Raw genomic sequence first — 24957 nt, forward strand, 5'->3', positions numbered from 1 at the left:
TCGGGGTAGCCCCCCGAGCGGCTCCTTGACCGCCATCAAATCCGGCTCAATCAGCCGCCGCAGATGCCAACCTGCAGTCCGTCGAACCAGTTGATGAAACGCTGGACATCGGCGCCCTGATAGATGGCACCGTGCTGCGGGCAGAGCATGTCGATCTCCATTTGCGAGACCCGCTCGCACCAGCGGCGCTTGGCCTCGTTGGAGCCCATCCAGCGCCGGTGGAAACCCTCGGCATGGCGAATGTGCTTGTCAAAGCTTTCCACGAACAGGCCATCTTCGCCCGGCGGTAACAGGGCTGCGCCGACATCGCCGGAAAACAGGACCTTGGCGACCTTGTCGTAGAGATGAAAATTGCCCGACGAGTGCAGGTAATGCGCCGGAACGGCTTTGAGCATCAGGCCATCGAGCGAGATGTCGGCACCTTCGTCGGGCATCGCCACGAAAGTTTCCGCCGAGCCACCAAAATGCGGAATGAAGCTGCTCCACAGCCAGCTGACATAGCAGCGCATCTTCGGATTGAATTCGAGCCACAGGGCCAGCGACGAACAGATGTCGGGATCTTGATGCGAGGCGAAAATAGCGCTCAGGGCCGACGGATCGAACTCGGACGACAGGGCGGAAAACACCGCCGGGAATACCTCGGCGCCGCCCGGGTCGAGCAGAATGCCTTGGCTGCCGTGAGTCACCAGGTATTCATTGGTATCAATCAGGTAGTTCGGCTTGTCCGGATCGCGCACGATGGCGACCCATTTGTGATTGCCATCCTGAAAGATCGTTTTTGTTTTTTTCACGCATCCGCTCCCGAATTCTCAATTGCCGGTAAAAAAGGCTGACCGGCGCAGCGCTTCCAGCGAGCTGCGGATTTCTTCGACGACGCCGTCGAACTCCCCCGAAACCTGCGATAGCGGCACGGCAAAACTTTGGCCGTAAGCCGCCTCGATCTTGGCTGACTTGGCCAGCACCCCACCCAGCTCAACCATCCGGAAGGCATCGTCGAGCGCCCCCCTGAGCTGCTTGCGCAAGCGGGCCAGGCGCTCGGCATGGCGTTCATTCTCGACTTCCCGCGCGGCCAGCACATCACGCCCGCAACCGCCCGACGACAGCTCGACGGCCCGCCGCAACAGCGCGGTGTGGCGGATGTCCTGCAGGACCAGCGACACTTCCGTGACGCAGCCATGAATCAGGCTGGTCAATGCCGACATGCCGTCGCGCAGATCCTGCGAAAACACCCGCAATTCGTTGGACAGCACCCCAAATCCCCGCGCCGCCGTTCCCGCCCGCTTGGCGAGGAAGATGGCATTGAGAGCCATGATGTTGATCTTGAAGGCAACGCCGACCACCGATTTGATTTCCTCGTTGATCCGCACGATGCGCAACAGGTCTACGCCCGCCAGCTGCGCCTTGGTCGGTCGGGTGGTCAGTGCAGTCGTCATGTTCATTCGGCAGCCTGTTGTTCAGTCAGCCATCAATGTATCAACTCCAGCAAGGAACAACCAGATGATTGTCGGTTTTGCCACTTATTTTTCGAGAACATAGCTGCCCGGCGCATCGGCCAGGGCCGGGAACTTGCGATTGGCCGCCGGGTAGGCATCGACCAGATTGCCCGTGCGTTCGCCGAGCCAGCGAGTCCAGTCCTCCCACCAGGTACCCGGCTTTTTCTCGGCCCGGTCGAACCAGTGTTCCCAGTGCTCGTTGCGTTCGGGTTCGCCGATCCAGTAGGCCCGCTTGGGCGGGTTGGCCGGCGGATTGACGATGCCGAGGATATGTCCCGAGGTAGACAGCACGAAGCGTACGGGGGCCTTGACGTTGATCTGCTTGCGAATCCGGTAGCACTGCTTCCATGGCGCAATATGGTCGTCTTCCGCGGTCACCGCGTAGAGCGGCTGTTCGATCAGGTCGAGGTCGATCGTTTCGCCGGCGATGGTCAGCTTGTCGCGCTTGATCAGGTTGTTGTTGAGGTAGAACTCGCGCAGGTAATAGGAATGCATGGCCTGCGGCATGCGCGTCGTGTCCATGTTCCAGAACAGCACGTCGAACGGCGGCAAAGGCTGGCCGAGCAGATAGCTGTTGACCCAGTAATTCCAGATCAGCGGGTTGGAGCGCAGCATGCGGAAGGAACTGGCCATTTCGCTGCCGTCGAGATAGCCCTTCTTGGCCATCGACTCCTCCAGCGCGCTGATGCAGGCTTCATCGATGAAGACGTCGATGTCGCCGGGGTGGGCAAAATCGGTCAGAGTCGTGAATAAGGTCCAATGGGCGACCGGCACCTTGTCCGTCCCCAAATGCTTGTTGGCCCAGGCCATGTAGGTACTGACCAGCGTACCCCCAATGCAATAGCCGACCAGATGCACCTTGGGCACCTTGCAGAATTCGGTCACGACGCGAACGACTTCGTTGACGCCTTCGAGCAGGTAATCGTCGAAGCGCACGTCGGCAAGATCCTCGCCCGGATTTTTCCAGCTCGTGATGAATACCGAGAAGCCCTGGTCAGTCAGGTACTTGACCATGCTCTTCCTGGCCGTCAGGTCGAGGATGTAGAACTTGTTGATCCACGGCGTGATGATGACGATGGGCATCGCCCTAACCTTTTCGGTGGTCGGCGCGTAGTGGATCAGCTCGACCAGCCGGTTGCGGAAGACGACCTTGCCCGGCGTCGTGGCCAGATCCTCGCCGATCTTGAAGGCATCCGGCTCGACCATCAGGATGTTCTTGGCCTTGACGTCGCGCTGGAAGTTTTCCCACCCTTGCTTGAGGCTGCCGCCACTGGTTTCGACGAAGCGTTTCATGGCCACCGGATTGAGCCAGAAGAAATTGGTCGGCGCCACCATGTTGAGCCAGTTACGCAGCCAGAAGGCGGAGCGACGACGCTCCTTGTCGGACAACCCCGGCGTCTCGAACAACATGTCCTCGAAATGGTGTTCGAAGGCAACATACCACTCCTTGACGATGTCCCAGCTGGCCGACTCACTCCAGATCGGGTCGGCAAAACGGGCATCGTCGGCACTTGGCCGGACAACGTCTCCGGAAGGGATGCCCAGCGCCCGACGCATGACATGGGACTGCAGCGCAACGAGATCGCCCGACAGTGCACTCATCGCGCGGCTCAGCTCCTGCGGGTGCATCAACCAGGCCATTTGCGCGTTGAGCAGCGAGGTCGTCACGCCATAAGGGTCGATGGCGTTGCTGACCGCCTTGCCGAGCGACTCGACCGGACTCAGGGTATTGATATCGACGCCGTTGTGGCGACCTGTTCCATTACCAGACATGGGATTCCCTCTTACTGATTCAGTATGAATACAATGAATTGATGTTACGCCGATATGAACTCGCCGGGGAGCGGCAATCGGACATCCGACCAGCCGAGTGTGGCTTCGATGGCACGCTTGAAATTGGCCGATGCACCGGCTTCGCCGTGCACAACGAAAGTACTGCCTGGCGCCTTGTGAAAGCCGCCCAGCCACTTGAGCAAGGCAGCCTGGTCGGCGTGGGCCGACAACCCGCCAACGGTGTAGATGCGGGCCCGAACCGGCACCGGCTGGCCGAAGATATGGACCAGTTTCGCCCCATCCACCAGACGCCGACCGAGCGTGCCGGCCGCCTGAAATCCGGCGATCAGGATCGAGCACTCGCTGCGCGGCAGGTTTTCGCGCAGGTGGTACTTGATCCGGCCGGCCTCGCACATGCCGCTGGCCGAGATGATCACGGCACCGCTACGAATGTCGTTGAGCTGGATCGAACGCTCGACATCGGCGACCAGTTCGAGGCTCATCTGCCTGGGATGGGCTTTCATCCAGGCGATCAGCTCGCAGGTTTCGGCATCCAGCAGGTGCTGGTTGGCCAGCGTGATGCGTGTTGCCGCGTTGGCCATCGGCGAATCGACATAGACCTTTAGCGGCGATAACCGCTTGCGGCGAACGAGGTCAGCCAAGATGTAAATGATCTCCTGCGTCCGCCCGACCGCGAAGGCGGGGATGATCAGGTTGCCCTTGGCCGCCAGCGTGCGCTCGAAGGCAGCGACAATTTCGTCTTCGGTTTCCGGCATGGAGCGGTGCAGGCGGTCGCCGTAGGTCGACTCGATGAGCAGCACATCGGCTTCGGTGGGCGACGGCGCCGGGTCGCACATCACCAACCGGTTCGACATGCCGAGATCGCCGGAAAATACCAGCCGACGCGGCTTGCCCTCCCTCTTTACGGTGACTTCCAGAAAAGCCGAGCCAAGAATATGGCCGGCATCGCGAAAAATGACGCTTACGTTTTCGGCCGTTTTTTCCGGTTGACCGTAGGAAACGGCCCTTAGAAGCTTGAGCGAGGCCAGCGCCTGAGCCACGGAATACAAGGGCGCAGGGATACCCCGCTCGGCCTTGCCGCCACGCCGCCGATGGCGCAATTGCCACTCGGCTTCCTTTTCCTGGATGTGGGCGCTGTCCGGCAAGAGGACTTCGAGCAGGTCGATGGTTGCCTGCGTGGCATAAACCGGGCCGCGATAACCGAGCATGGAAAGCCTGGGCAACAGGCCGGAATGGTCGATGTGGGCATGGGTGAGCAGAACAAAGTCGATCTGCCGGACATCGAAGCCGAAATTGAGCGCCTTCTGGTTCTTTTGCCGTGCTTCGGGGCCGCCCTGAAACATGCCGCAATCGACCAGAAAACGGGCGCCCCCCGCTTCCACCAGGGTGCAGGAACCAGTCACTTCACCGGCCGCTCCGAGAAATCCGAGACGCATGTTTTCATTCCTCCCGACTTGGCGTAGCATGAACCTCAACAAGGCGGAACGCAACGCCAGCAGACCATTTCAGGAGGTTACGCATGTTCCAGCATATCTTCGTACCGACCGACGGCTCCGAACTCTCGCGCGCCACGGCACAACGCGCGGTTTCCTTTGCCAAGGAAGCCGGCGCCCGAATCACCGTATTTTTCGCCAAGCCGGAATATCCCATCGCCTACTTCGGCGAAGGCGCCCTGATCGATCCGACGACCCCCGAAAAATTCGCCGAGCTGGCCGACCAGCAAGCCCGTGAATATCTCGGTGAAGTCGAGAAAATGTGCGCCGATGCCGGCGTCCAGTGCAGCACGGCAGCCGCCACCAGCGACGTCCCCTACGAAGCGATCATCGAAGCCGCCGAGAAATCCGGCTGCGACCTGATTTTCATGGCCTCCCACGGTCGCCGCGGCATCAGCGGTTTTTTGCTCGGCAGCGAGACCAACAAGGTACTGACCCACTCCAAGGTGCCGGTACTGGTCTATCGCTGAACCCTGCATAACTTATTCAACGGCCGGTGCAGCGCCCCTGCCCCGGCCGGATCCGGCACAGCACTTCGCCGCTGGCGGTATCGATGAACGCCACCTCTTCCAGCGTGCCGAGCAGATAGCGCTTTTTCAGGGTGAAATCGGTCGGCTTGCCATAGGTTGCCTTCCAGAAGGTCGTGCTCTCACTGATCACCGGTTCGATCAGCCGAGCCTTCGCCCGCATGCCAACGCGCCCGGCCTGCGTGGCCGGTAGATTGGCCGAGAACCCGGCGTCGTCATCGACGCTGCGCGGATAGAAATCGTAGAGATTGGCGAAGGCCAGGAAATAGTCGTAACGCCACGTCACCTTCATCTGCTGCGGCGTCCCGATCTTGTCCTCGTGCTCGTATGCGCCACGCTCGACGGTGACCGACTGCAGCGGCAGGAATTTGAACTGGTAATAGTCGTCGACCGCAGGATCGGCCAAGGGACGCCAGTTCCAGCCTTCGGCAATCTGGTTGAAGGCCATCCGGTAGAGGACATCGATCCGCTCGCCGACGACCGTAACAGCGAGGCTGCCGCTGGCGGCCAGATCGACATCGACTTCAATGGCTTGCCCGACTTTGGTGCCGAGGCTCTCGGGCGGTAACCGGGCAATGGAATTGAATTGCTGCTCGGCAGTTTCCGCCGCCTGAGCCGGGCCAAAAAAGACGGCGACCAGAGTCGCCGTGAAGATGTATCTGAGGAAAAACATATCGACTTGAACCGCTTCCCATGGAGCAACAAGTCAGCTGAATTTTCCGCTCCCGGGCATGAGCAGCCCATGATGCATATCAACAAATTCTGATGCGGTTTACACCTGCGTCTGCGTCACTGCCTTGCGGAAACGAATCAGGGCGATGGTGAAGAAACAAGCGCCGACGGCCGTCATGCCGAGAAGATCGGGCCAGATGACATCGAGCCCGGCACCACGGTAAAGAATGCCCTGGGCCAGGCGAACGAAGTAGGTGGTCGGCGTCAAGGCCATGATGTTCTGGATCGCTGCCGGCATGCTTTCCTGCGGTGTCACGCCGCCGGAAAGCAGTTGCAGCGGCACGATGGTGATGATGATGAGCAGGCCGAGCTGCGGCATCGAGCGGGCCAGTGTGCCGAGGAAGATGCCGATCGACGCCGCCGAAAACAGATAGAACACCGCCGCCGCGAGAAAGAGCCCGACCGACCCGGCTATCGGCACCTGCAGGATCTGCTGGACCATGACGAGCAGCGCGAAGGCAACGCCGATCAGCACGGCCAGCCCGTTGGCCCAGATCTTCGCCATCATGATTTCGAACGGCCGCAGCGGCATGACCAGCAGGTGCTCGATGGTGCCGTGCTCGCGTTCGCGGATGAAGGCGGCGCCGACCAGGATGATGGTCAGCATGGTGACGTTGTTGATCGCCTCCATGACGCCGCCGAACCAGACGCCGGTGAGGTTCGGGTTGAAGCGGGCCCGGGTCGTCAGGCGAATCGGCGTGTCCTCGGCCGCGCGGCGCCCGGTCAGGAATTCACCGACCTCGCCGCTGGCGATGTTGTTGATGTAGCTGGCCCCGATGAAGGCCTGGCTGATCACCGTGGCGTCGATGTTGAGCTGGATTTCCGGGTGCCGCCCGGCGCTCATGTCGCGCTGGAAATGACTGGGGATGACCAGCACGAAGGAGTACAAATTCCGGTTCATCGCATCGTCGACCTGTTCCAGCCCAATCAATTCGGGACGACGGAAATACGGCGGATAGAGCGCGCCGGCCAGCCGCGTCGAGAGCGGCGAATTGTCTTCGTCAACGATGGCGACCGGGGCATTGTTGAGCTGCTGCGAGCTGCCTGTCGCTGCCTCGTAGATGGCGCCAGAGAAGGCCCAGACGATCAGCCCGAGCAGCACCTTGTCGGCGGCCAGGCTGCGCAGTTCCTTGAGGCCGAGGCGGAAGATGTTGCTCAGTGAAAAGCCGGCCACGCTATTTCTCCTGTTTTTTCAGCAAGGCGACGCTGGCTATGGTCAGCAGCGGAATGAAGGCGGCCAGCGCGAGCAGCGACGGCCACAGGTCGGCAAAACCCAAGCCCTTGGTAAAGGCGCCGCGGCAGATCAGGATGAAATAGGTCGCCGGATAGCCCTGGCCGATCCAGTAGCCCGCCCCCTCAAGGGCTTCGACCGGCGTGGTCAGGCCGGAGAACTGGATGGTCGGCAGCATGGTGACGATGGCGGTGCCGAACAAGGCGGCGATCTGCGTCTTGGTGAAGGTGGACATGAGCAGGCCGAGGCCGGTGGTCGCCGTGACGTAAAGCAAGGCGCCGAGCGTCATCGCGGCAAAGCTGCCCTTGACCGGGACGCCGAAGACAAAAACCGCCTCACCCATCATCAGCAGGTAGCTGACCATGCACACGGCGATGTAGGGCAACTGCTTGCCAATCAGGAATTCGAGCCGCGTCACCGGCGTGACGTAGAGGTTGGTGATCGAGCCGAGTTCCTTTTCGCGGACCACGCCGAGCGCCATCAGGATGGCCGGAATGAGCAGCAGGAGCAGCGGGATGACCGCCGGCACCATGGCGTAGACGCTCTTGAAATCCTGGTTGTAGCGATAGCGCGACTGGATCTCCAGCACCTTGGCCGGGTAGTTGCCGCTCGCCTCGCGCAGCATCTGGCGGACGTAATCGCGGTGCAGGCCGTCCATGTAGCCGCGTATCGTCTCGCCGCGGTAGGGCATGGCGCCATCCACCCAGACGCCGACTTCCGGCTTGCGGCCGCGCCGCAGGTCGCGGCCATAGCCTTCGGGAATGTCGATGGCCAGCGATACCTCGCCGCTCTTCATGCGGCGGTCGAGATCGGCATCGTCGGCCAGGGCCGGGCGCTCGACGAAATACCGCGAGCCGGCCACGTTGGCAATGTAGTCCCGGCTTTCCGGGGTTTGATCGCGATCGAGCACGGCAAAGCGCAGCCCTTCGACATCGAAGGACAGGCCATGGCCGAGCACGAACATCATGAGCACCGAGCCGAGCAGCGCGAAGGCCAGCCGGATGCTGTCGCGCCGGAGTTCCAGCGCCTCGCGGTAGGCGTAGCCGAGCAGGCGGCGCAGGCTGAAGGCGGCGGGCCGGGCCGCCGGCGTGTTGGGCGGCGCCTCGGCCGCTTTCATTTTTGGCTCATTTTTCGGGTTGACCGTGGAAGCCTGCCCGGCAACGCCCGTCGCCTCCTCCAGATAGCTGATGAAGGCCGCTTCCAGCGTCGGCACGCCGCGCGCTGCGCACAGCCCGGCCGGCGTGTCGCTGGCCAGCACCTTGCCGGCGTGCATCAGCGAAATGCGGTCGCAGCGCTCGGCTTCGTTCATGAAATGGGTCGAAATGAAGATGGTGACGCCCTGCTGGCGCGACAGTTCGACGAGCAGCGCCCAGAATTCGTCACGCGCCACCGGGTCGACGCCTGAGGTCGGCTCGTCGAGGATGAGCAGCTTCGGTTGATGGACCACGGCCACGGCCAGCGACAAACGCTGGCGGATGCCGAGTGGCAGATCGGCCGCCGCCTTGTCGGCGTAGGGTTCGAGCCCGAAACGCGCCATCAGGTCGGCAATGCGCGGGCCGCGCCGGGCGTCCGGCAGATGAAACAGCCGGGCGTGCAGATCGAGGTTGGCAGCCACCGTCAGCTCGCCGTAAAGCGAGAACGACTGCGACATGTAACCAACCTGCTTGCGCGTCTCGAGGTCGCGGGCATCGACCGTCTTGCCAAACAGTCTTGCCCCGCCTTCGGTCGGCGGCAGCAGGCCGGTCAGCATTTTCATCGTCGTCGTCTTGCCGCAGCCGTTCGAGCCGAGAAAGCCGAAAATCTCGCCCGGCTCGATCTTGAAGCTGACGTGATCGACCGCCGTGAAATCGCCAAAACGCTGCGACAGCCCCTCGGCCTCGATGGCGAACACGCCGCCATCGCCAACCCGCGGCGGGATGACCAGTTCGTGATGCGCCTGCCGGCGCTCCGCCGGCAGCAACTGGATGAAGGCGCCATCCAGTGTCGCCTGCCCGCTCTGTTTGCGAAGTTCGGCCGGCGTGCCGGTGCCGATCACCTTGCCGGCATCCATGGCGACCAGCCAGTCGAAACGCTCGGCCTCTTCCATGTAGGCCGTCGCCACCAGCACGCTCATGCCGTCCCGGCGGGCCCGGATGGAATCAATCAGCTCCCAGAACTGGCGCCGGGAGAGCGGATCGACGCCGGTCGTCGGCTCGTCGAGAATGAGCAGGTCGGGGTCGTGGATCAGGGCGCAGCACAAGCCGAGTTTCTGCTTCATGCCACCCGACAATTTGGCCGCCGGGCGGTCCTTGAACGGGGCCAGACCGGTACTGGCCAGCAGCTCATCGATACGCCGCTCGCGCTCCCGCTTGCCCTGCCCGAACAGCCGACCGAAAAAATCGACGTTCTCGAACACCGACAGCGTCGGGTAAAGGTTCTTGCCCAGCCCCTGCGGCATGTAGGCGATGCGCGGCTGCGCCGTGGCGCGGAAATGGCGGTCGCCGATGTCGCCGCCGAGCACCTCGACCTTGCCGGACTGGATCATCCGCGCCCCGGAAAGCAGCGCCAGCAGCGACGACTTGCCGACGCCATCCGGTCCGATCAGCCCGACCATGCAGCCGGCCGGCAGCGCAATATCGACCGCCTCCAGCGCGACGACGGCGCCGTAGCAGTGACTGACTCCGGACAACCTGGCGACCGGCGGGCGGTCCATGGCATTTACTTTCCGTTGATCTGCAGATTGGCCGGCCAGGCTGCGTTGGCATCGAGCTTCACATAAGCGACGCCGGGCATGCCGCCCTTGGCCAGATCGCGGTGGGCCGCCAGCCAGTCTGCATTGGGCTTGACCTTGAGGCGGAACATCAGTTTTTCCCGCTCGGTACGCGTCTCGACTTCACGCGGCGTGAATTGCGCCTTCGGCGCGACAAAACTGACGGTGGCCGGAATCACCTGCCCCGGCAAGGCGTCGAGCACGATGCGCGCCTCACTGTTGAGCGCCACCAGCCCGGCTTTCTCGGTCGGCAGGTAAATGGTCATGAACATCTCGGAAAGATTGACCAGCGTCAGCGCCTTGCCGCCCGCCGCCAGCACTTCGCCCGGCTCCGCCAGCCGGTAGAGCACGCGGCCGGCAATTGGTGCCTTCAATGCCGTATCGGCCAGCGTCACGCGCAGGCTCTCCGCCTTCGCCTCGGCCGCAGCCACGCCGGCATCGGCCTCGCCGACCTTGCCACGCGCCTGCGCCATGCCGGCCATGGCGCCTTCCATGCCAGTCTGGTCGCTATCCAGCTTGTTTCGTGAAATGAAGCCGCGGCCGACAAGTTCTTCCGAACGTTTCAATGTCTTGCCGGCCAGCGACACTTCGGACTGCGATTTGCGCACCCCGGCCCGCGACTGATCGACTGCCCGTTGTGCCTGCTGAATCTGTGCTTCGGCAGCCTGCAACTGAGCCCGTAGATCATCGGCATCAAGCCGGGCCACCACCGATCCGGCCTCGACGTAATCACCCTCGTGCGGCCCCAGTTCAGCGAGGCGCCCGGCGATCTTGGTTGCGACATCAACTTCGGTCGCTTCCAGCCGCCCGTTGCCGGCAGCCAGGCCAGCCGGCAAACCGGCCGGACGATGCTGATAGAGGTACAACCCGATTGCTGCGGTCAACCCGAAAAAAAGGGTAAAAAGCAAAATCCTGCCAAGGCGCGAACGGTTCATGGTGCCCCCAATCAACTACTGACTTAGCGGTCATTATGTAGATTTGATTATAAGCCTCCGGCTTAAATTCGCCCACCTCGAACAGGCCGGGGATTCACACCAGCACAGGAAAGGCTGCCTTTCCTGGAAACATTACCGAATGACCAGATGCCCCCCTTCGCGCCGCACCGGCATGGCGAAGGTGAAAAGGTCGGGCTGGGCGGCGATATCGAGGTCGGCCAGCGGCAGGTTCGGCCAGGTGCCAGCGGTAAAGCGCTGCCCGAAATCGGACAGGCGGACGCGCTGGACGAAATCTTCCGGCGCCACATCAGCGCCACGCAACAGGGCTTCGATGTAGTCGGCGCAGGCAATGTCCTCGTCGCCGTCGCGGTCCACCCATTCGCCGGTGATGACGAAGCAGACCTCATCGGCCCCCGTCGCACGGATCGCCTCGGCCGTTGCCCGGGCGCAGACCAGACTGGCAGCGAAGAGCCGGCGCGCCTGGCGAAACCGCTGCAGTCCGCGAACGCCGGCCGCCGTGGTCATCACCACCTGCCGGCCGGCCAGATCGGCCTGCATCAGTTGTGACGGGGAGTTGCCGAAATCAAAGCCGGGCACCGGATCGCCGCCGCCCACGGCACCAACCGAAAGCGGCTGCGGCATTTCTGCCAGCATGGCCGTGGCCGCTGCGATGCGCTCAACCGGATAAATCGCCCGCGCCCCCCGGGCCAGCATCACCGCCGCCGAGGTGAACGAGCGCAGAACGTCGATGACGACAACCGTATCGGTGACGACCGGTTGATTCTGCAGGCGGTTCAAAAAGAGGCGGGAGAACTTCATGGCGGCGATTGAAGCGGGGCTTGGAAATGCCAGCATAACGCCAGGCCGGGCCTCATCGCAAAACTGACCTGGTCGGCTGCTATGCTTTCAGCCGCTGACGGGTGTCGCCACCCGTTCCCAGGCGGCCAGCGAGGGTTGCCGGCAGAGGCTGTTCAGCAGGCTGAAGGCCGCGTCAAGATGGCGGCTCGCTGCCGCCGACAGCGCTTCACCGAGTTCGAAAGTCTCGCCGCGAATGCACAGCACGAAGGCCGGCGGCGGTTCTTCGCCTTCGGTCTGGAGATAAACCTGCAACACCGCTTCGGGTGGCAGTTCGTGCGTCGTATAGGCGGCGGCGGTGGCCGGGACGATGCGCTCGAAGGTGAACGGCCCCGGCGTGTTGGCGCCGGCGTCGATGAACAGGGCGAGTTGTCGGCCCTGCAAGTCGAGGGCGTGTTCGATCTGGAGCTGGAAGTCCTCGATCAGCTCGAACTGGTCGGCCAGATTTTCATTTTCGAGCCATTTTTCCAGTTGACCGTGGCATTCCGGCCCGAGCGCGTCGTCGCCGCGGCTTGGGTTGCCGACGGCGAAGATGACGACGGGTGCGCTCACGAACGGCTCAGCGAATGCACGATGCGCCCTTCAGGATCGACCAGTTCGACTTCCAGCGGCATTTTGCCCAGCGCGTGCGTGGCGCAGGACAGGCAGGGGTCGAAGGCACGGATGGCGACTTCGATGTGGTTGAGCAGGCCTTCGGTTACTTCGTGGCCGTGCAGGTAGCGCCTGGCGACGTGGCGGATGGCTTCGTTCATCGCCTGGTTGTTGTTGGTCGTCGACACGATGAGGTTGGCCATGGTGACGAGATCGTTTTCATCAACGCGGTAGTGGTGGAAGAGCGTGCCGCGCGGCGCCTCGATGACGCCGACGCCTTCCATCTGGCGCTCGCCCTGGACCAGCAGGTCGCTGCCGAGCAGATCGTCGTCATGCAGCAATTCCTTGATCACTTCGGCAGCGTGCAGCATCTCGATCATCCGCGTCCAATGGTAGGCGAGAGGCGCGTGCATCGGCGAGCCGCCGGCGTAATCGACGAATTCCTTGCGCTCATGTTCGGCGAAGGGGGTCGAAATCTGGCAGCAGTTCTGCACCCGGGCCAGCGGGCCGACCTTGTACCAGCCGTGTTCCTTGCCGATGGACTTGAAGTATGGGAATTTCATGTAGCTCCACGGCCGCACTTCTTCCTCGATGTACTGGTGGTACTGCTGGTAATCGACATGGTCGAAAATGATCTTGCCGTTGTCGTCGCGGGCGCGCAGCGTGCCGTGGTAGAAGTCGAGATCGCCGTTGTTGCCGACGATGGACATGAAATTGGAGCGGAAGATGCCAAAGCTGTTGTACAGCCCGGGGTCCTGCGTGTGCACCTTCTGGATCAGCTGTACCGCGTCGCGCGACCACTGGATGATGTGATAGATGTCCTTGAGCAGCTCATCGCGCTCGGCAATGGTCAATGCCTTGTTGACGCCGCCCGGGATGGCGCCGGTGCCATGGACGCGCTTGCCGGCCGTAACCCGAATGACCTCCTGGCCGAATCGACGCAGCAGCACGCCGCGCTTGGCCGTTTCCGGATGCGCCATGGCGACGCCGACAATGTTGCGCTTGGTTACGTCGCTGTCGAAACCGAAGAGCAGGTCCGGCGAGCAAAGGTGGAAGAAATGCAGCGCGTGCGATTGCAGCATCTGGCCGTAATGCATCAGCCGGCGCATCTTTTCGGCCGTCGCCGTGAGCTTTTTGGCGCCAACGATGACATCGAGCGCCTTGGAGGCGGCCAGGTGGTGCGACACCGGGCAGATGCCACACAGGCGCTGGACCATGACCGGGACCTCCCAGTACGGCCGGCCCTGGATGAACTTCTCGAAGCCACGGAATTCGACGATGTGCAGGCGCACCTGATGCACCTTGTTCTGGTCGTCGAGCAGGATGGTCACCTTGCCGTGACCCTCGACCCGGGAGACGGGGTCAATCGCGACACGGCGCAGGGTTTCGGGGTGGGCGGCGGTTTCTAGTTGGTAGGTCATTTTCTACCTCAATTAATCGTAATGCATCAGGCCGTGGCCTAATTCCGGTTCTTTACCAGCAAGAAGGTCAGTCAGCACCTTCCAGATCGCGTCAGCCGAAGGCGGACAACCGGGCATGAAATAATCGATCTTGACGACCTCATGGATCGGATGCACCTGGTTGAGCGGCAGAGGCAGCTCCGGGTCGTTCGGGACCATGCCGTTGGCCAGCCCCGGGCTGGTGTGATAGACCTCTTCGAGGATGGTCGTCAGCGGCAGGTGGTTGCGCTGTGCAGGCAGGCCACCGTTGATGGCGCAGGCGCCCATGGCGATGAGGATCTTGCAGTTCTTGCGGAACTCGCGCAGAACATGGACGTTCTCGGCATTGCACAGGCCGCCCTCAATGATGCCGATGTCACAATCCGGACTGCAGGTCTTGATGTCGGTCAGCGGCGAACGGTCGAACTCGATGTGTTCGAGCAGCGTGAACAGCCGCTCGTCGATGTCGAGAAAGGACATGTGGCAGCCGAAACAGCCGGCCAGCGAGGTCGTGGCGACTTTCAGCTTTTTCTTGGTGGTCATCTCAGCGGCCCTCCGTCGATTCGGCGGTTTCGGAAATCGGCGCCTTGTCGTACTTGCGCTCACCGATCGGCACGGCGAAACCCTGGCGTTTCTTGAGAATGACGCCGACCGGGCAGACCTGTGCCGCCTTGTCGTCCAGCGTGAAGTCGGTGTCGGCCAACTGGCCGGATTTGGCATTGACGATCAGATGGGTCTTGATACCGCGCCCAGAGAGCGCAAAGACGTTCTTGCCATCGACGTCGCGGCTGGCCCGCACGCACAGCGAGCAGAGGATGCAGCGGTTGAAGTCGAGCAGCGCCTCGGGGTGCGAGGCGTCGACGGCGCGATTCGGGAAGAAATGGTCGTAATGCGCCGACATCATCCCAAGATGGTAGGCCGTCGCCTGCAACTGGCAGTTGCCGCTCTTCTCGCAGGATGGGCAGAAGTGATTGCCCTCGACAAAGAGCATCTGGGTCAGCGCCCGGCGTTCGCTGTTGATCTCCTCGGTCTCGCTCTCGACGACCATGCCGGCTGCCGCGCGCATGGTACAGGAAGCCGTATGCCGGCCATTGACCTTGACCGTACACAACTTGCACGAGCCGTGCGGCTTGAACTCCGGGTGGTAGCACAGGTGTGGAATGAAGATGCCGGCTGCGCTGGCCGCCTGGATGATGGTCTGCCCTTCGACGAAGGGAACGACCTTGCCGTCGAGCGTAAAGGTATGGCTCATGATTGACCTCCATGTTCCGTCGCCAGATGCGCTCCGGCATCGTCGCGCCCGGTCATTTGCCGGGCGGCCGACAGTTCGCGGTCGAGATCGAAGGCCGGCGTGAAGTCCTGCTGCATCATCCGCTTGTCGTAAGCCGGGCGGAACTTGGCGATGGTGTCGAGCACGGGATTGCAGGCGGTATGGCCAAGGCCGCAATGGCTCATCGATTGCAGCAGCTGGTTAAGCTTCTCGATTTCGGCAAAGTCGTAGGGCGAACCGCTGCCGTAATGCAGCTTGTCCATGAGGTTCTTGAGCAGCGAGGTGCCGACCCGGCACGGCGTGCAGAAACCGCAGCTTTCGTGCTGAAAGAAATGCACGTAGTTGCGTGCCACCTCGAACATGTCGCGAGACTTGTTGAAGATCGTAAAAGCGCCAGCGGTCGGGATGTCCTCGAAGCCGATGATGCGGTCGAATTCGTTCTCGGCAACGCAGATGCCGGACGGCCCGCTGACCTGCACAGCCTGAGTGTCGGTGGCGCCGCAGTCTTCGAGCACCTGGCGGATGCTGACACCGAACGGATATTCGTAAATGCCCGGCCGCTCACAATCGCCGGAGACCGAAATGATCTTCGTCCCGGCCGAGTGCCTGGTCCCGATGCCGGCATACCACTCGCCACCTTTCAGGGCGATCAAGGCTGCTGCGGCAAAGGTTTCGACGTTATTGACGATGGTCGGCTGGTCGAGATAGCCGTTGGTCACCGGGAAAGGTGGCCGGTTGCGCGGCGTGCCGCGCTTGCCTTCAAGCGATTCGATGAGCGCCGATTCCTCGCCGCAAACGTAGGCGCCAGCGCCGACATGAATTTCGATGTCGAAATCCGCCCCGGGCAAGCCACAGATGTCCTTGCCCAACAGGTTCTCACGGCGCCGGTTGGCCAGCACGGCATTGAGGTGATCGAGCAGGTAGCGGTATTCGCCGCGCAGATAGACGAAACCGCGCGTTGCGCCAATGGCGTAGGCGGCCACCGTCATGCCCTCGAAAACGAGATCGGGGAATTTCGAGAGCAGAACGCGATCCTTGAAAGTGCCCGGCTCGCCTTCGTCGGCGTTGCAGACGACGATGCGCTGGTGGCCGGCCTTGAGCTGCGCATTGCGGCAGGCTTCCCACTTCAGGCCGGTGGTGAAACCGGCGCCACCGCGGCCGCGCAGGTTGGCGCGCTTGATTTCGTCGAGCGTGGCGCCCGGTCCGCCGATGCCGCTGGGCAGGCCTTCGCGCCAGGAGCGCATGTTCGAGGAATTCAGGCCGTCGCTTGGCGCCCGCGCCCGCGCGGCGAGCAAGGCTTCGCCGGGCTTGAAGTCAGCCGTGAGCAGGATGTCTGCGCGCCGGATGTTGTCTTCGATCTTGAAGTAGGCCGCCGGCCAGTCGGTCAGCGGCACCTTGTTGCGGATCAGTTCGGCGATTTCGTCGATGCGCTCCAGGCTCAAGCCGCCAATCGCATAGTTATTGACCAGCATGCCCGGCCCCTGGTCGCACAGGCCGGTACAGGCCGTCTTGCCGACGCTGACCAGGCCGTCTTCGGAAACCTTGCCGCGCTCGACCCAGAGGTTGCCGCACAGGCGCTCCATGAGCGCCCGGTTGCCTTGCATGCGGTCGGTAATGTTGTCAGAAAACAACACCCGGTATTTGCCGCGCGGTTCGGTGTAAATGAAGGAATAAAAACCGGCGACGCCCTCGATCTTGGTCCGCGGCACGCCGAGCATGGCCTGCATGCGGTCGATGGCTTCGGGGGGAACCCAGTCGCAGACCTCCTGAACCTCGCGCAGGATCTGCAACATGCAGGTCGGATCGCGTCGATATCGATTGATCACCCGGTCGACAACACCGGCGACCGCTTCGGCATGCATTTCATTTAGCCCCACGACAATCTCCTGAAAATTGCCTATGACATCAAAAGACTAGCACCGGAACGTTTCCGTTTGTTGTCCGAAGTCAACTGGCGGGCATTTGTAACACTCCGGAAAACCGGAATGTGCAACAATGGTGCTGCGTCGCAACATAGACAAAGCACCATCATTTGGCGATATACGATTACGAATGGTGCAACGCAATACGCCCTGATCGACTCTTTGAGGAAGAACAGCATGAACACAATAAACGAGCAATCCCCCCTGGCCAGCATGAATGCCTTGCTACCGCTGGCTGGCAAAAAAGGCCTGATTACCGGTGTCGCCAATGACAAGTCGATTGCTTTTGCCGTCGCCAAGGCCATTCGCGCTCTGGGCGGCGAAATTGCCCTGACCTACCAGAACGATAAAACGGCGAAATACACCCAGCCGCTGGCCGAAGCGCTCGGCGCCAAGCTCTTCCTGAAGCTCGACGTGACCGAGGAAGGCAGCCTTGAAGCCGCCATCAAGCAGTGCGGCGACGAATTCGGCGAACTCGACTTCGCCATCCACTCGATGGCCTTCTGTAATGGCGACGACCTGCACGGCCGCGTCATCGACACCACCGAAGCCGGCTTCGACTCGGCCATGAACATTTCCTGCCACAGCTTCCTGCGCATGGCCAAAGCGGTCGAACCGCTGATGGCGCACGGTGGCTCACTGATCACCATGTCCTACCTCGGCGCCGAGCGCGTCGTGCGCAACTACGGCGTCATGGGCATCATCAAGGCCGCGCTCGAATCGGCCGTCCGCTACATGGCCTACGACCTCGGCCCCAAGGGCATTCGCGTTTTCGCCGTGTCGCCGGGTCCGATCATGACCCGCGCCGCTTCCGGCATCGCCAATTTCAACACCCTGCTCGAAAACGATGCCGCCAAGGCACCGCTCGGCCGCACCGTGACGATTGACGAAGTCGGTGCCCTGACTGCCTTCCTGTGCACGCCCGGCTCGTCCGGCATGACCGGGCAGACGATCTACGTCGACGCCGGCGCCCATATCGTCGCCTGAGGCCTTTTTGTAGCGATTGCTACGGTCAACCGGAAAAAAAGGCTAAATTTCAAATGGCGGGGAAAAATCCCCGCCAACTTGAAACGATTTCGGAGAACCTGATGCCTGACATTGACGGACTACTCCCCGACCCCGTGCCGGATCATCCGCTGTTGCGCGGCAGGCAGGAAATCGGTCGCGGCGAGAGCACCATCGTCCTCGAAGCCGATACCGTCGATGGCCAGGAACGCGTCTACAAGGTGCTGTCGTCGCCCACCGACTATGCCTACTACACCGCCGATGATCGCCCGAGCGGCAACCATTTCCCCGTCGTCTTTGCCGATCACGGCACGGTCGGCCGCTCCAGCCGAGGCTTTCCGTTTCATGTCGTCGAAGTCGAGCGGCTCTATCCGCTGCCCGTTGCCGGCGACGCGGCCGAAGTGGCGACCAAGCTGTCCACCTCGTATTTCGACGCCTGCATGATGTGGCGCAACCTGGCCCAGGACATGGGCCGCATCGCGCTGCACCACCTCGTTGTGACGCCGATGGGATGGACCGATGCACTCAAGGAGTCGCTCAAGGCGGTGGAAGACTTTTCGACCGAATACGGCGCCCTGCCCGACCTGATCAAGGCCGACAACCTGATGATGCGCAAGGACGGGACGCTGGTATTTTCCGACCCGGTGTTCATGGAATGACCATCAGCAAAGTTTATTTCGCCTCGCGCGAACTGGCCGAATCGTTGATCGGCAAGCCGTCGATGGCGGTCATTTCGATTACCGACCCGGGCACCCCGGAAGCCAACCTGCACGCCCATTTCGAGCACGTCCTGCGCCTGGCTTTCTACGATGCGTTGCCGGCCGACGAATACCTGCCGGCGCCGATGCCCGGCCTGTTCGATTACCGGATGGCCCGCCAGATCGCCACCTTCGTCCAAGACCTGCACAATGCTCCGGACGAAGTCTCGATGCTGGTCCATTGCGAATATGGCGTCAGCCGCTCGGCTGCCGTGGCGCTTTTCGTCGAAGCCTGGTCGGGGGCGCCGCTGATTTCGCGCGAATTCACCGGCGAGGCCAACCAATGGGTCGTCGACCAGCTGTCGCAATTACGCCCCGAGCTGGATATCGACATTCCACCGGCCAATGCGGCATGCGACCGGCGCAGCAGGCCACGACCGGCCTGACCCTTTATCTGGAGCAAGACCATGCATGAGAGCAGCGCACAGCGTTATCTGGTCAACAAGACCTACGACGAAATCCGCGTCGGTGATTCAGCCAGCCTGACGCGGACCCTGATGCCCGAGGATGTGAAGCTGTTCGCCATCCTGACCGGCGACGTCAATCCCTCGGTGGTCGATCCGGGTTATTCCCAGAGCGGCCTGTTCCGCGAAGTCATCGCCCACGGCATGTGGAGCGGCTCACTGATCTCGACCGTCCTCGGCACCCAGTTTCCCGGCCCCGGTACGATCCTGATCGATCAGGCGCTGCATTTCTCGCGCCCGGTAACGATCGGTGACACGATCACCATCACCGTTACCGCCAAGCAAAAATTCGATCACAACAAGCATGTCAGTTTCGACTGCGTATGCACCAACCAGGAAGGCCTGCAGGTGGTGCGCGGCACCGCCGAAGTGCTGGCCCCGACGGAGAAGGTTTCCCGCCTGCAGGAAGTGCATATGCCGGAGATCCGCATCGACGACAAGCACGAGCGCTACATCCAGCTGCTTGAACGGGTCAAAGGTCTGGAGCCGATCCCGACCGCCGTCGCCCACCCGTGCGACCACGAATCGCTGAAAGGCCCGGTCATGGCCTTCCAGGCCGGCATCATCGAGCCGATCCTGGTCGGCCCGGAGAACAAGATTCGCGCCATTGCCGAAGAATTCGCCATCGACCTGTCCGGCATCCGCATCGTCCATGCCGCGCACAGCCACGACTCCGCCGCGCTGGCCGTTTCGCTGGTGCGCACCGGTGACGCCGAGGCCTTGATGAAGGGCAGCCTGCATACCGACGAACTGATGGGCGAAGTCGTCGCCCGGGCCAACGGATTGCGTACCAGCCGCCGGATCAGCCACGTCTTCGTCATGGACGTGCCGACCTATCACCGCCCACTGCTCATCACCGATGCGGCGATCAACATCGCCCCGACGCTCGAGGAGAAGGCCGACATCATCCGCAATGCCATTGATCTCGCCCACATCCTCGGCATCCCGGAACCCAAGGTGGCGATCCTTTCAGCGGTCGAAACGATCAATCCGAAGATTCAATCGACACTCGATGCCGCCGCCCTGTGCAAGATGGCCGACCGCGGCCAGATCAAGGGCGGCATCCTCGATGGCCCGCTGGCCTTTGACAACGCCATTTCGATTGTTGCCGCCAAGACCAAGGGCATCAAATCAGCCGTAGCCGGCCATGCCGAAGTCCTCGTCGTTCCCGACCTGGAATCCGGCAACATGGTCGCCAAGCAACTCGAATATCTGGCCAACGCGCTGACCGCCGGCATCGTGCTTGGCACCAAGGTACCCATCGTGTTGACCAGCCGCGCCGACACCGCCGAAACCCGTACCGCATCGTGCGTCATCGCCGCACTGATCGCCCACCACAACCGCAAAACTGGAACCGTCTAAATGAAGCAAGGCATCCTGACGATCAACGCCGGATCGTCATCCATCAAGTTCGCCCTTTTCTCCCTCGCCCACCCGATTTCCCCGGAAGCCGAAGTCTCCGGCCAGATTGACGGTATCGGCACCAACGCCACGAAAATGGTCGCCAAGGACAAGGCCGGCGAAAAAATCGCCGACCAGATGATCGCCGGCGAGCAGGTCAGCCACGACCAGGCTTTCGACGCACTGCTCAAATGGTTCATGGCAACGCATGCCGGCTGGCAGATCGTTGCCGTCGGCCATCGCGTCGTGCATGGCGGCGAGCGTTACTCGCAGCCGACCATCGTCGACGACACCGTGCTCGGCCACCTGACCAGTTTCATCCCACTCGCTCCGCTCCATGAACCGCACAATGTCGCCGGCATCCGCGCCCTGCAGGCGTTGCTCCCCGGCGTGCCGCAGATTGCCTGTTTCGATACCGCCTTCCACCGCAGCCAGCCCGATGTCGCCCAGACCTTCGGCCTGCCGCGCGCCCTGTCGGCCGAAGGCATCAAGCGCTACGGCTTCCACGGCCTGTCCTACGAATTCATCGCCCGTGCCCTGCCCCAATATTCGCACCGCGCCAATGGCCGCGTCGTCGTCGCCCACCTCGGCAATGGCGCCAGCATGGCGGCCATGGTCAATCGCAAGTGCGTCGCGACAACCCTCGGCTTCTCGACCATCGATGGCCTGTTGATGGGCACGCGCTGCGGCAACCTCGACCCGGGCGTCATCCTGCACCTGATGGAAACCAAGGGTCTGTCGGTCAAGGATATGACCAAAATGCTCTACAAGGAATCCGGCCTGCTCGGCGTATCCGGGATCAGCCAGGACATGCGCACCCTGTTGTCGAGCAACAAGCCGGAAGCCCAGGAGGCAGTCGACCTGTTCTGCTACCGCATCGCCCGCGAACTCGGCTCGCTCGCCGCCGCCTCCGGCGGCCTCGACGCGCTGGTGTTCACCGGCGGCATCGGCGAGCACGCCGCCGAGGTCCGTCGGCGCGTTTGCCTTCTGTCCGAATGGCTGGGCATCCGCCTCAATCCGGAAGCCAATGCGCGTCACGACATCGTGATCAGCGCCGGCAACAGCAGTGTCGATGTACTGGTTATTCCAACCAATGAAGAGTGGATGATGGCGCATCACGCGCAGACACTTCTCGCCCTCTGAAGAATTTATTTTTCTTCATGGGCCCCGGTAGCGAAAGCCGCCGGGGCTTTGTTTTTTCGGGGTTTTTTTACGCCGACAGCATCACGAAACACGGACACACAAAACACCGCATCTAGTCAAGATATTGCCTTCGGGCACTATATCTAGTAGCTTTGCAACATTCGAAAATGAACAACCCAAAAAAATCCGAATTTTGTAGAGGAGCCTTGGATGAGCAAAATCGCCGAACAGCTTTCGCTGACTGACATTCCCGCACCACCGCAATTCGCGCCGCTGCCGGAGCAGGAAATTTCTGCCGAAGTGCTCATCGAGAAGTACGCCAAGGGCAAGGAAACCAATGTTCATGACGTGCGTCGTCGTGTTGCCTACGCGCTGGCCCAGGTCGAGCAGGAAGCCGATCGCGCCCATTGGGAATCGAAGTTCCTGTGGGCCCAGGAAAACGGTTTCATTCCGGCCGGCCGCATTAATTCCGCCGCCGGTACCGACCTCCAGGCGACGCTGATCAACTGCTTCGTCCAGCCGGTTGGCGACTCCATCGTCGAAAACACCGATGGCCGCCCCGGCATTTACACCGCGCTGGCCCAGGCCGCCGAAACGATGCGTCGCGGCGGCGGCGTCGGCTACGATTTCTCGTCCATCCGTCCGCAAGGCGCCCGCGTCAAGGGCACCCAGTCGCGCGCCTCCGGCCCGGTGTCGTACATGCGTGTTTTCGACCGCTCGTGCGAAACCGTCGAATCCGCCGGCGCCCGCCGTGGTGCCCAAATGGGTGTGCTGCGCTGCGACCACCCGGATATCGAAGTCTTCATCCACGCCAAGGACAAGGGTGACCTGACCAATTTCAACATCTCGATCGGCGTCACCGACCCGTTCATGCAAGCTGTTGATGCCGACGGCGACGTCGAGCTGCTGCACCGCGCCGAACCGAATGCCGAGATGCGTGCGGCCGGCGCCTATCAGCGTGAAGATGGCATGTGGGTTTACCGCAAGCTGCGCGCCCGCGAACTGTGGGACCAGGTCATGAAGTCGACCTACGACCACGCCGAGCCAGGCATCCTGTTCCTCGACCGCATGAACAAGGACAACAACCTCAATTACTGCGAAGTGATCGAGGCGACCAACCCCTGCGCCGAACAGCCGCTGCCGCCGTATGGTTGCTGCTGCCTGGGTTCGATCAACCTGACGCTGTACATCAAGGACGCCTTCTCCGAGCAGGCCGAGTTTGATTTCGACACCTTTGCCGAAGTCATCCGCATCTCGACCCGCATGCTCGACAACGTGCTCGACGCGACCCACTGGCCGCTTGAGCGCCAGCAGCAGGAAGCCGCCAACAAGCGCCGCGTCGGCCTCGGCTACACTGGCCTCGGCGATGCCCTGGCCATGCTCCGCCTGCGTTACGACAAGCCGGAAGCCCGTGCCATGGCGGCCCGCATCAGCGAATTCATGCGCGACACGGCCTACATGTACTCGGTCGAAATGGCCAAGGAGCGCGGCGCCTTCCCGCTGTTCAACGCCGAGCTTTACCTGTCCGGCGGCAACTTTGCCTCCCGCCTGCCGAGTGACGTCAAGGCCGAAATCCGCAAGCACGGCCTGCGCAACTCGCACCTGCTGTCCATCGCGCCGACCGGCACCATTTCGCTGGCCTTCGCTGACAACGCCTCGAACGGCATCGAACCGCCGTTCTCCTGGACCTACAGCCGCAAGAAGCGCATGCAGGACGGCACAATCAAGGAATACTCGGTCGAAGATTACGCTTGGCGCCTGTACAAGCATCACGGCGGCGATGTTTCCAAACTGCCCGACTACTTCGTCACGGCCCTGGAAATCTCCGCCCAGGCGCACAGCGACATGGTTGCCGCGGTCGCCCCGTTCATCGACACCTCGATTTCAAAGACGGTCAACGTCCCGGCTGACTACCCGTACGAAGACTTCCAGGATCTCTACATGAGCGCCTGGAAATCCGGCCTCAAGGGTCTGGCCACCTACCGTCCGAACAGCGTGCTTGGTTCCGTACTCTCGGTAACCTCGACTGAGCCGGCCAAAACCGAAGCTGATGCAGCCAAAGCACCGCAGGATTTCGTTTCCGACGCCAACCGCCGCCTGTCGATCAAGAACCTGCCGGCCCCGGTGCTCGCCAGCCTGCGCTGGCCAGGCCGCCCGAACCTGCCGGAAGGCAACCTGTGCTGGACCTACATGCTCGACTCGCCGATTGGCAAGTTCGCGCTGTTCGTCGGCCACGTCGAGCCGGAAGGCCGGGCCTGGCCGTTCGAGGTCTGGGCCAATGGCCCGGCTGAGCCACGCGGTTTGGGCGCCGTCGCCAAGACGCTGTCGATGGACATGCGCGCCAACGATCACGCCTGGCTGCAAATGAAGCTCGAAGCGCTAGCCAAGACGCCGGGCGACTCCTTCGAAATGCCCATGCCACCACACGGTGAGCGCAAGCGTGTGCCGTCCGTGGTATCCGCCATGGCCCAGGTCATCGCCTGGCGCTGCGAACAGCTCGGCGCCTTCAAGCACGAAGGCCCGACGCCGGTGAAGGACGCCCTGTTCAGCGCCAAGGAGCCGAAGACCGGCACCGATGGCACGCTGTCGTGGACGGTCGACATCAACAACCCGTCGACCAGCGAAGATTTCGTCCTCGGCCTCAAGGAAATCACCCTGCCGGATGGCGTTACCCGCCCCTACTCGATGTGGTTGTCGGGCAACTACCCGCGTGCCCTTGACGGCCTGTCCAAGCTGCTTTCGCTCGACATGCGCGTCCTTGACCCAGCCTGGATCGGCATGAAGCTGCGCAAGCTGATCGACTACTCCGAGCCGCTCGGCGACTTTATGGCCTTCGTTCCGGGTTCGCGCAAACAGCAGACCTTCCCGTCCACCGTGGCCTACATCGCCCAGCTCATCATTCACCGCTATGCCATGCTCGGCATCCTCGACGAGAGTGGCTTCCCGCTGCAGCAGATGGGCATTCTCGAAGCGCCGGAAGACTCAACCAGCAACAAGGTCCTGCCGACGCAAGGCAAGCTCTGTGGTGAATGTGGCAACCACACGATGATCCGCAAGGATGGCTGTGATTTCTGTACGGCCTGCGGCGCAGTAGGGACCTGCGGCTGATCGCTGACTGCCTCAACCAAAACGCCCCGGCCATGCCGGGGCGTTTT

At 62.2% G+C, this 24957-nt stretch carries 21 protein-coding genes; 7 read left to right on the plus strand and 14 right to left on the minus strand.

What is annotated here, in order from left to right; all coding sequences use genetic code 11:
- Window positions 1-50: 50 nt before the first annotated feature.
- The 4 genes from AC07TV_RS11835 to AC07TV_RS11850 all read right to left on the minus strand — a co-directional run bounded on the left by AC07TV_RS11835 (window position 51) and on the right by AC07TV_RS11850 (window position 4723).
- Complete coding sequence (locus tag AC07TV_RS11835) at window positions 51-791, minus strand: oxygen-binding di-iron domain-containing protein (RefSeq protein WP_494648562.1); 741 nt, start codon at window positions 789-791, stop codon at window positions 51-53.
- A gap of 18 nt (window positions 792-809) precedes the next feature.
- A complete protein-coding gene (locus AC07TV_RS11840) occupies window positions 810-1439 on the minus strand; it encodes a methyl-accepting chemotaxis protein (RefSeq protein WP_494648563.1) in 630 nt (209 codons plus the stop codon).
- Window positions 1440-1517: 78 nt separating this feature from the next.
- On the minus strand, window positions 1518-3266 hold the full coding sequence (locus tag AC07TV_RS11845; RefSeq protein ID WP_494648564.1) for a PHA/PHB synthase family protein: 1749 nt from the start codon (window positions 3264-3266) through the stop codon (window positions 1518-1520).
- Between the two features lie 44 nt (window positions 3267-3310).
- Entirely contained in the window at window positions 3311-4723 is a 1413-nt protein-coding gene (locus AC07TV_RS11850) for an MBL fold metallo-hydrolase RNA specificity domain-containing protein (RefSeq protein ID WP_494648565.1), read from the minus strand.
- Window positions 4724-4806: 83 nt separating this feature from the next.
- Here AC07TV_RS11850 and AC07TV_RS11855 point away from each other — a divergent pair, with 83 nt between their 5' ends.
- On the plus strand, window positions 4807-5250 hold the full coding sequence (locus tag AC07TV_RS11855) for a universal stress protein (protein ID WP_494648566.1): 444 nt from the start codon (window positions 4807-4809) through the stop codon (window positions 5248-5250).
- Window positions 5251-5266: 16 nt separating this feature from the next.
- Here AC07TV_RS11855 and AC07TV_RS11860 read toward each other — a convergent pair whose 3' ends face one another.
- The 10 genes from AC07TV_RS11860 to AC07TV_RS11905 form a co-directional block, all read right to left on the minus strand.
- Window positions 5267-5980: a hypothetical protein gene (locus AC07TV_RS11860; protein WP_494648567.1), complete on the minus strand. Its 714-nt coding sequence runs from the start codon at window positions 5978-5980 to the stop codon at window positions 5267-5269.
- Between the two features lie 99 nt (window positions 5981-6079).
- Window positions 6080-7213: an ABC transporter permease gene (locus AC07TV_RS11865; RefSeq protein ID WP_494648568.1), complete on the minus strand. Its 1134-nt coding sequence runs from the start codon at window positions 7211-7213 to the stop codon at window positions 6080-6082.
- 1 nt (window position 7214) lies between these two features.
- Entirely contained in the window at window positions 7215-9962 is a 2748-nt protein-coding gene (gene rbbA, locus AC07TV_RS11870) for a ribosome-associated ATPase/putative transporter RbbA (RefSeq protein WP_494648569.1), read from the minus strand.
- 5 nt (window positions 9963-9967) lie between these two features.
- Window positions 9968-10954: an HlyD family secretion protein gene (locus AC07TV_RS11875; RefSeq protein WP_494648570.1), complete on the minus strand. Its 987-nt coding sequence runs from the start codon at window positions 10952-10954 to the stop codon at window positions 9968-9970.
- A 132-nt stretch (window positions 10955-11086) separates the two neighbouring features.
- Window positions 11087-11773 carry a 2-phosphosulfolactate phosphatase gene (locus AC07TV_RS11880; RefSeq protein WP_494648571.1) on the minus strand — a complete coding sequence of 229 codons (687 nt, stop codon included), beginning with the start codon at window positions 11771-11773 and terminating at the stop codon, window positions 11087-11089.
- A gap of 87 nt (window positions 11774-11860) precedes the next feature.
- Complete coding sequence (locus tag AC07TV_RS11885; protein ID WP_494648572.1) at window positions 11861-12361, minus strand: hydrogenase maturation protease; 501 nt, start codon at window positions 12359-12361, stop codon at window positions 11861-11863.
- Window positions 12358-13821, minus strand: a complete 1464-nt coding sequence (locus AC07TV_RS11890) for a Ni/Fe hydrogenase subunit alpha (protein ID WP_494648573.1) — start codon at window positions 13819-13821, stop codon at window positions 12358-12360. Before AC07TV_RS11890 ends, AC07TV_RS11885 begins: the two co-directional genes overlap by 4 nt.
- A gap of 12 nt (window positions 13822-13833) precedes the next feature.
- Entirely contained in the window at window positions 13834-14382 is a 549-nt protein-coding gene (locus AC07TV_RS11895) for an NADH-quinone oxidoreductase subunit B family protein (protein ID WP_494648574.1), read from the minus strand.
- Window position 14383: 1 nt separating this feature from the next.
- On the minus strand, window positions 14384-15091 hold the full coding sequence (locus AC07TV_RS11900) for a 2Fe-2S iron-sulfur cluster-binding protein (RefSeq protein ID WP_494648575.1): 708 nt from the start codon (window positions 15089-15091) through the stop codon (window positions 14384-14386).
- Window positions 15088-16971 (minus strand): NAD(P)H-dependent oxidoreductase subunit E, encoded by a 1884-nt coding sequence (locus tag AC07TV_RS11905; protein WP_494648736.1) that lies wholly within the window; start codon window positions 16969-16971, stop codon window positions 15088-15090. Before AC07TV_RS11905 ends, AC07TV_RS11900 begins: the two co-directional genes overlap by 4 nt.
- A 273-nt stretch (window positions 16972-17244) precedes the next feature.
- Here AC07TV_RS11905 and fabI point away from each other — a divergent pair, with 273 nt between their 5' ends.
- The 6 genes from fabI to AC07TV_RS11935 all read left to right on the plus strand — a co-directional run bounded on the left by fabI (window position 17245) and on the right by AC07TV_RS11935 (window position 24910).
- Window positions 17245-18018 carry an enoyl-ACP reductase FabI gene (gene fabI, locus AC07TV_RS11910; RefSeq protein WP_494648737.1) on the plus strand — a complete coding sequence of 258 codons (774 nt, stop codon included), beginning with the start codon at window positions 17245-17247 and terminating at the stop codon, window positions 18016-18018.
- Between the two features lie 101 nt (window positions 18019-18119).
- Window positions 18120-18695 (plus strand): hypothetical protein, encoded by a 576-nt coding sequence (locus AC07TV_RS11915; RefSeq protein ID WP_494648576.1) that lies wholly within the window; start codon window positions 18120-18122, stop codon window positions 18693-18695.
- Window positions 18692-19180: a hypothetical protein gene (locus AC07TV_RS11920; RefSeq protein ID WP_494648577.1), complete on the plus strand. Its 489-nt coding sequence runs from the start codon at window positions 18692-18694 to the stop codon at window positions 19178-19180. The genes AC07TV_RS11915 and AC07TV_RS11920 overlap by 4 nt, the downstream gene beginning before the upstream one ends.
- 21 nt (window positions 19181-19201) lie before the next feature.
- A complete protein-coding gene (locus AC07TV_RS11925) occupies window positions 19202-20620 on the plus strand; it encodes a bifunctional enoyl-CoA hydratase/phosphate acetyltransferase (protein ID WP_494648578.1) in 1419 nt (472 codons plus the stop codon).
- On the plus strand, window positions 20621-21802 hold the full coding sequence (locus AC07TV_RS11930; protein ID WP_494648579.1) for an acetate/propionate family kinase: 1182 nt from the start codon (window positions 20621-20623) through the stop codon (window positions 21800-21802). It abuts the gene before it with no gap.
- A 210-nt stretch (window positions 21803-22012) separates the two neighbouring features.
- On the plus strand, window positions 22013-24910 hold the full coding sequence (locus AC07TV_RS11935) for an adenosylcobalamin-dependent ribonucleoside-diphosphate reductase (protein ID WP_494648580.1): 2898 nt from the start codon (window positions 22013-22015) through the stop codon (window positions 24908-24910).
- Window positions 24911-24957: the final 47 nt, after the last annotated feature.

This window comes from Azonexus sp. GW821-FHT04F04 (genome assembly GCF_059420025.1).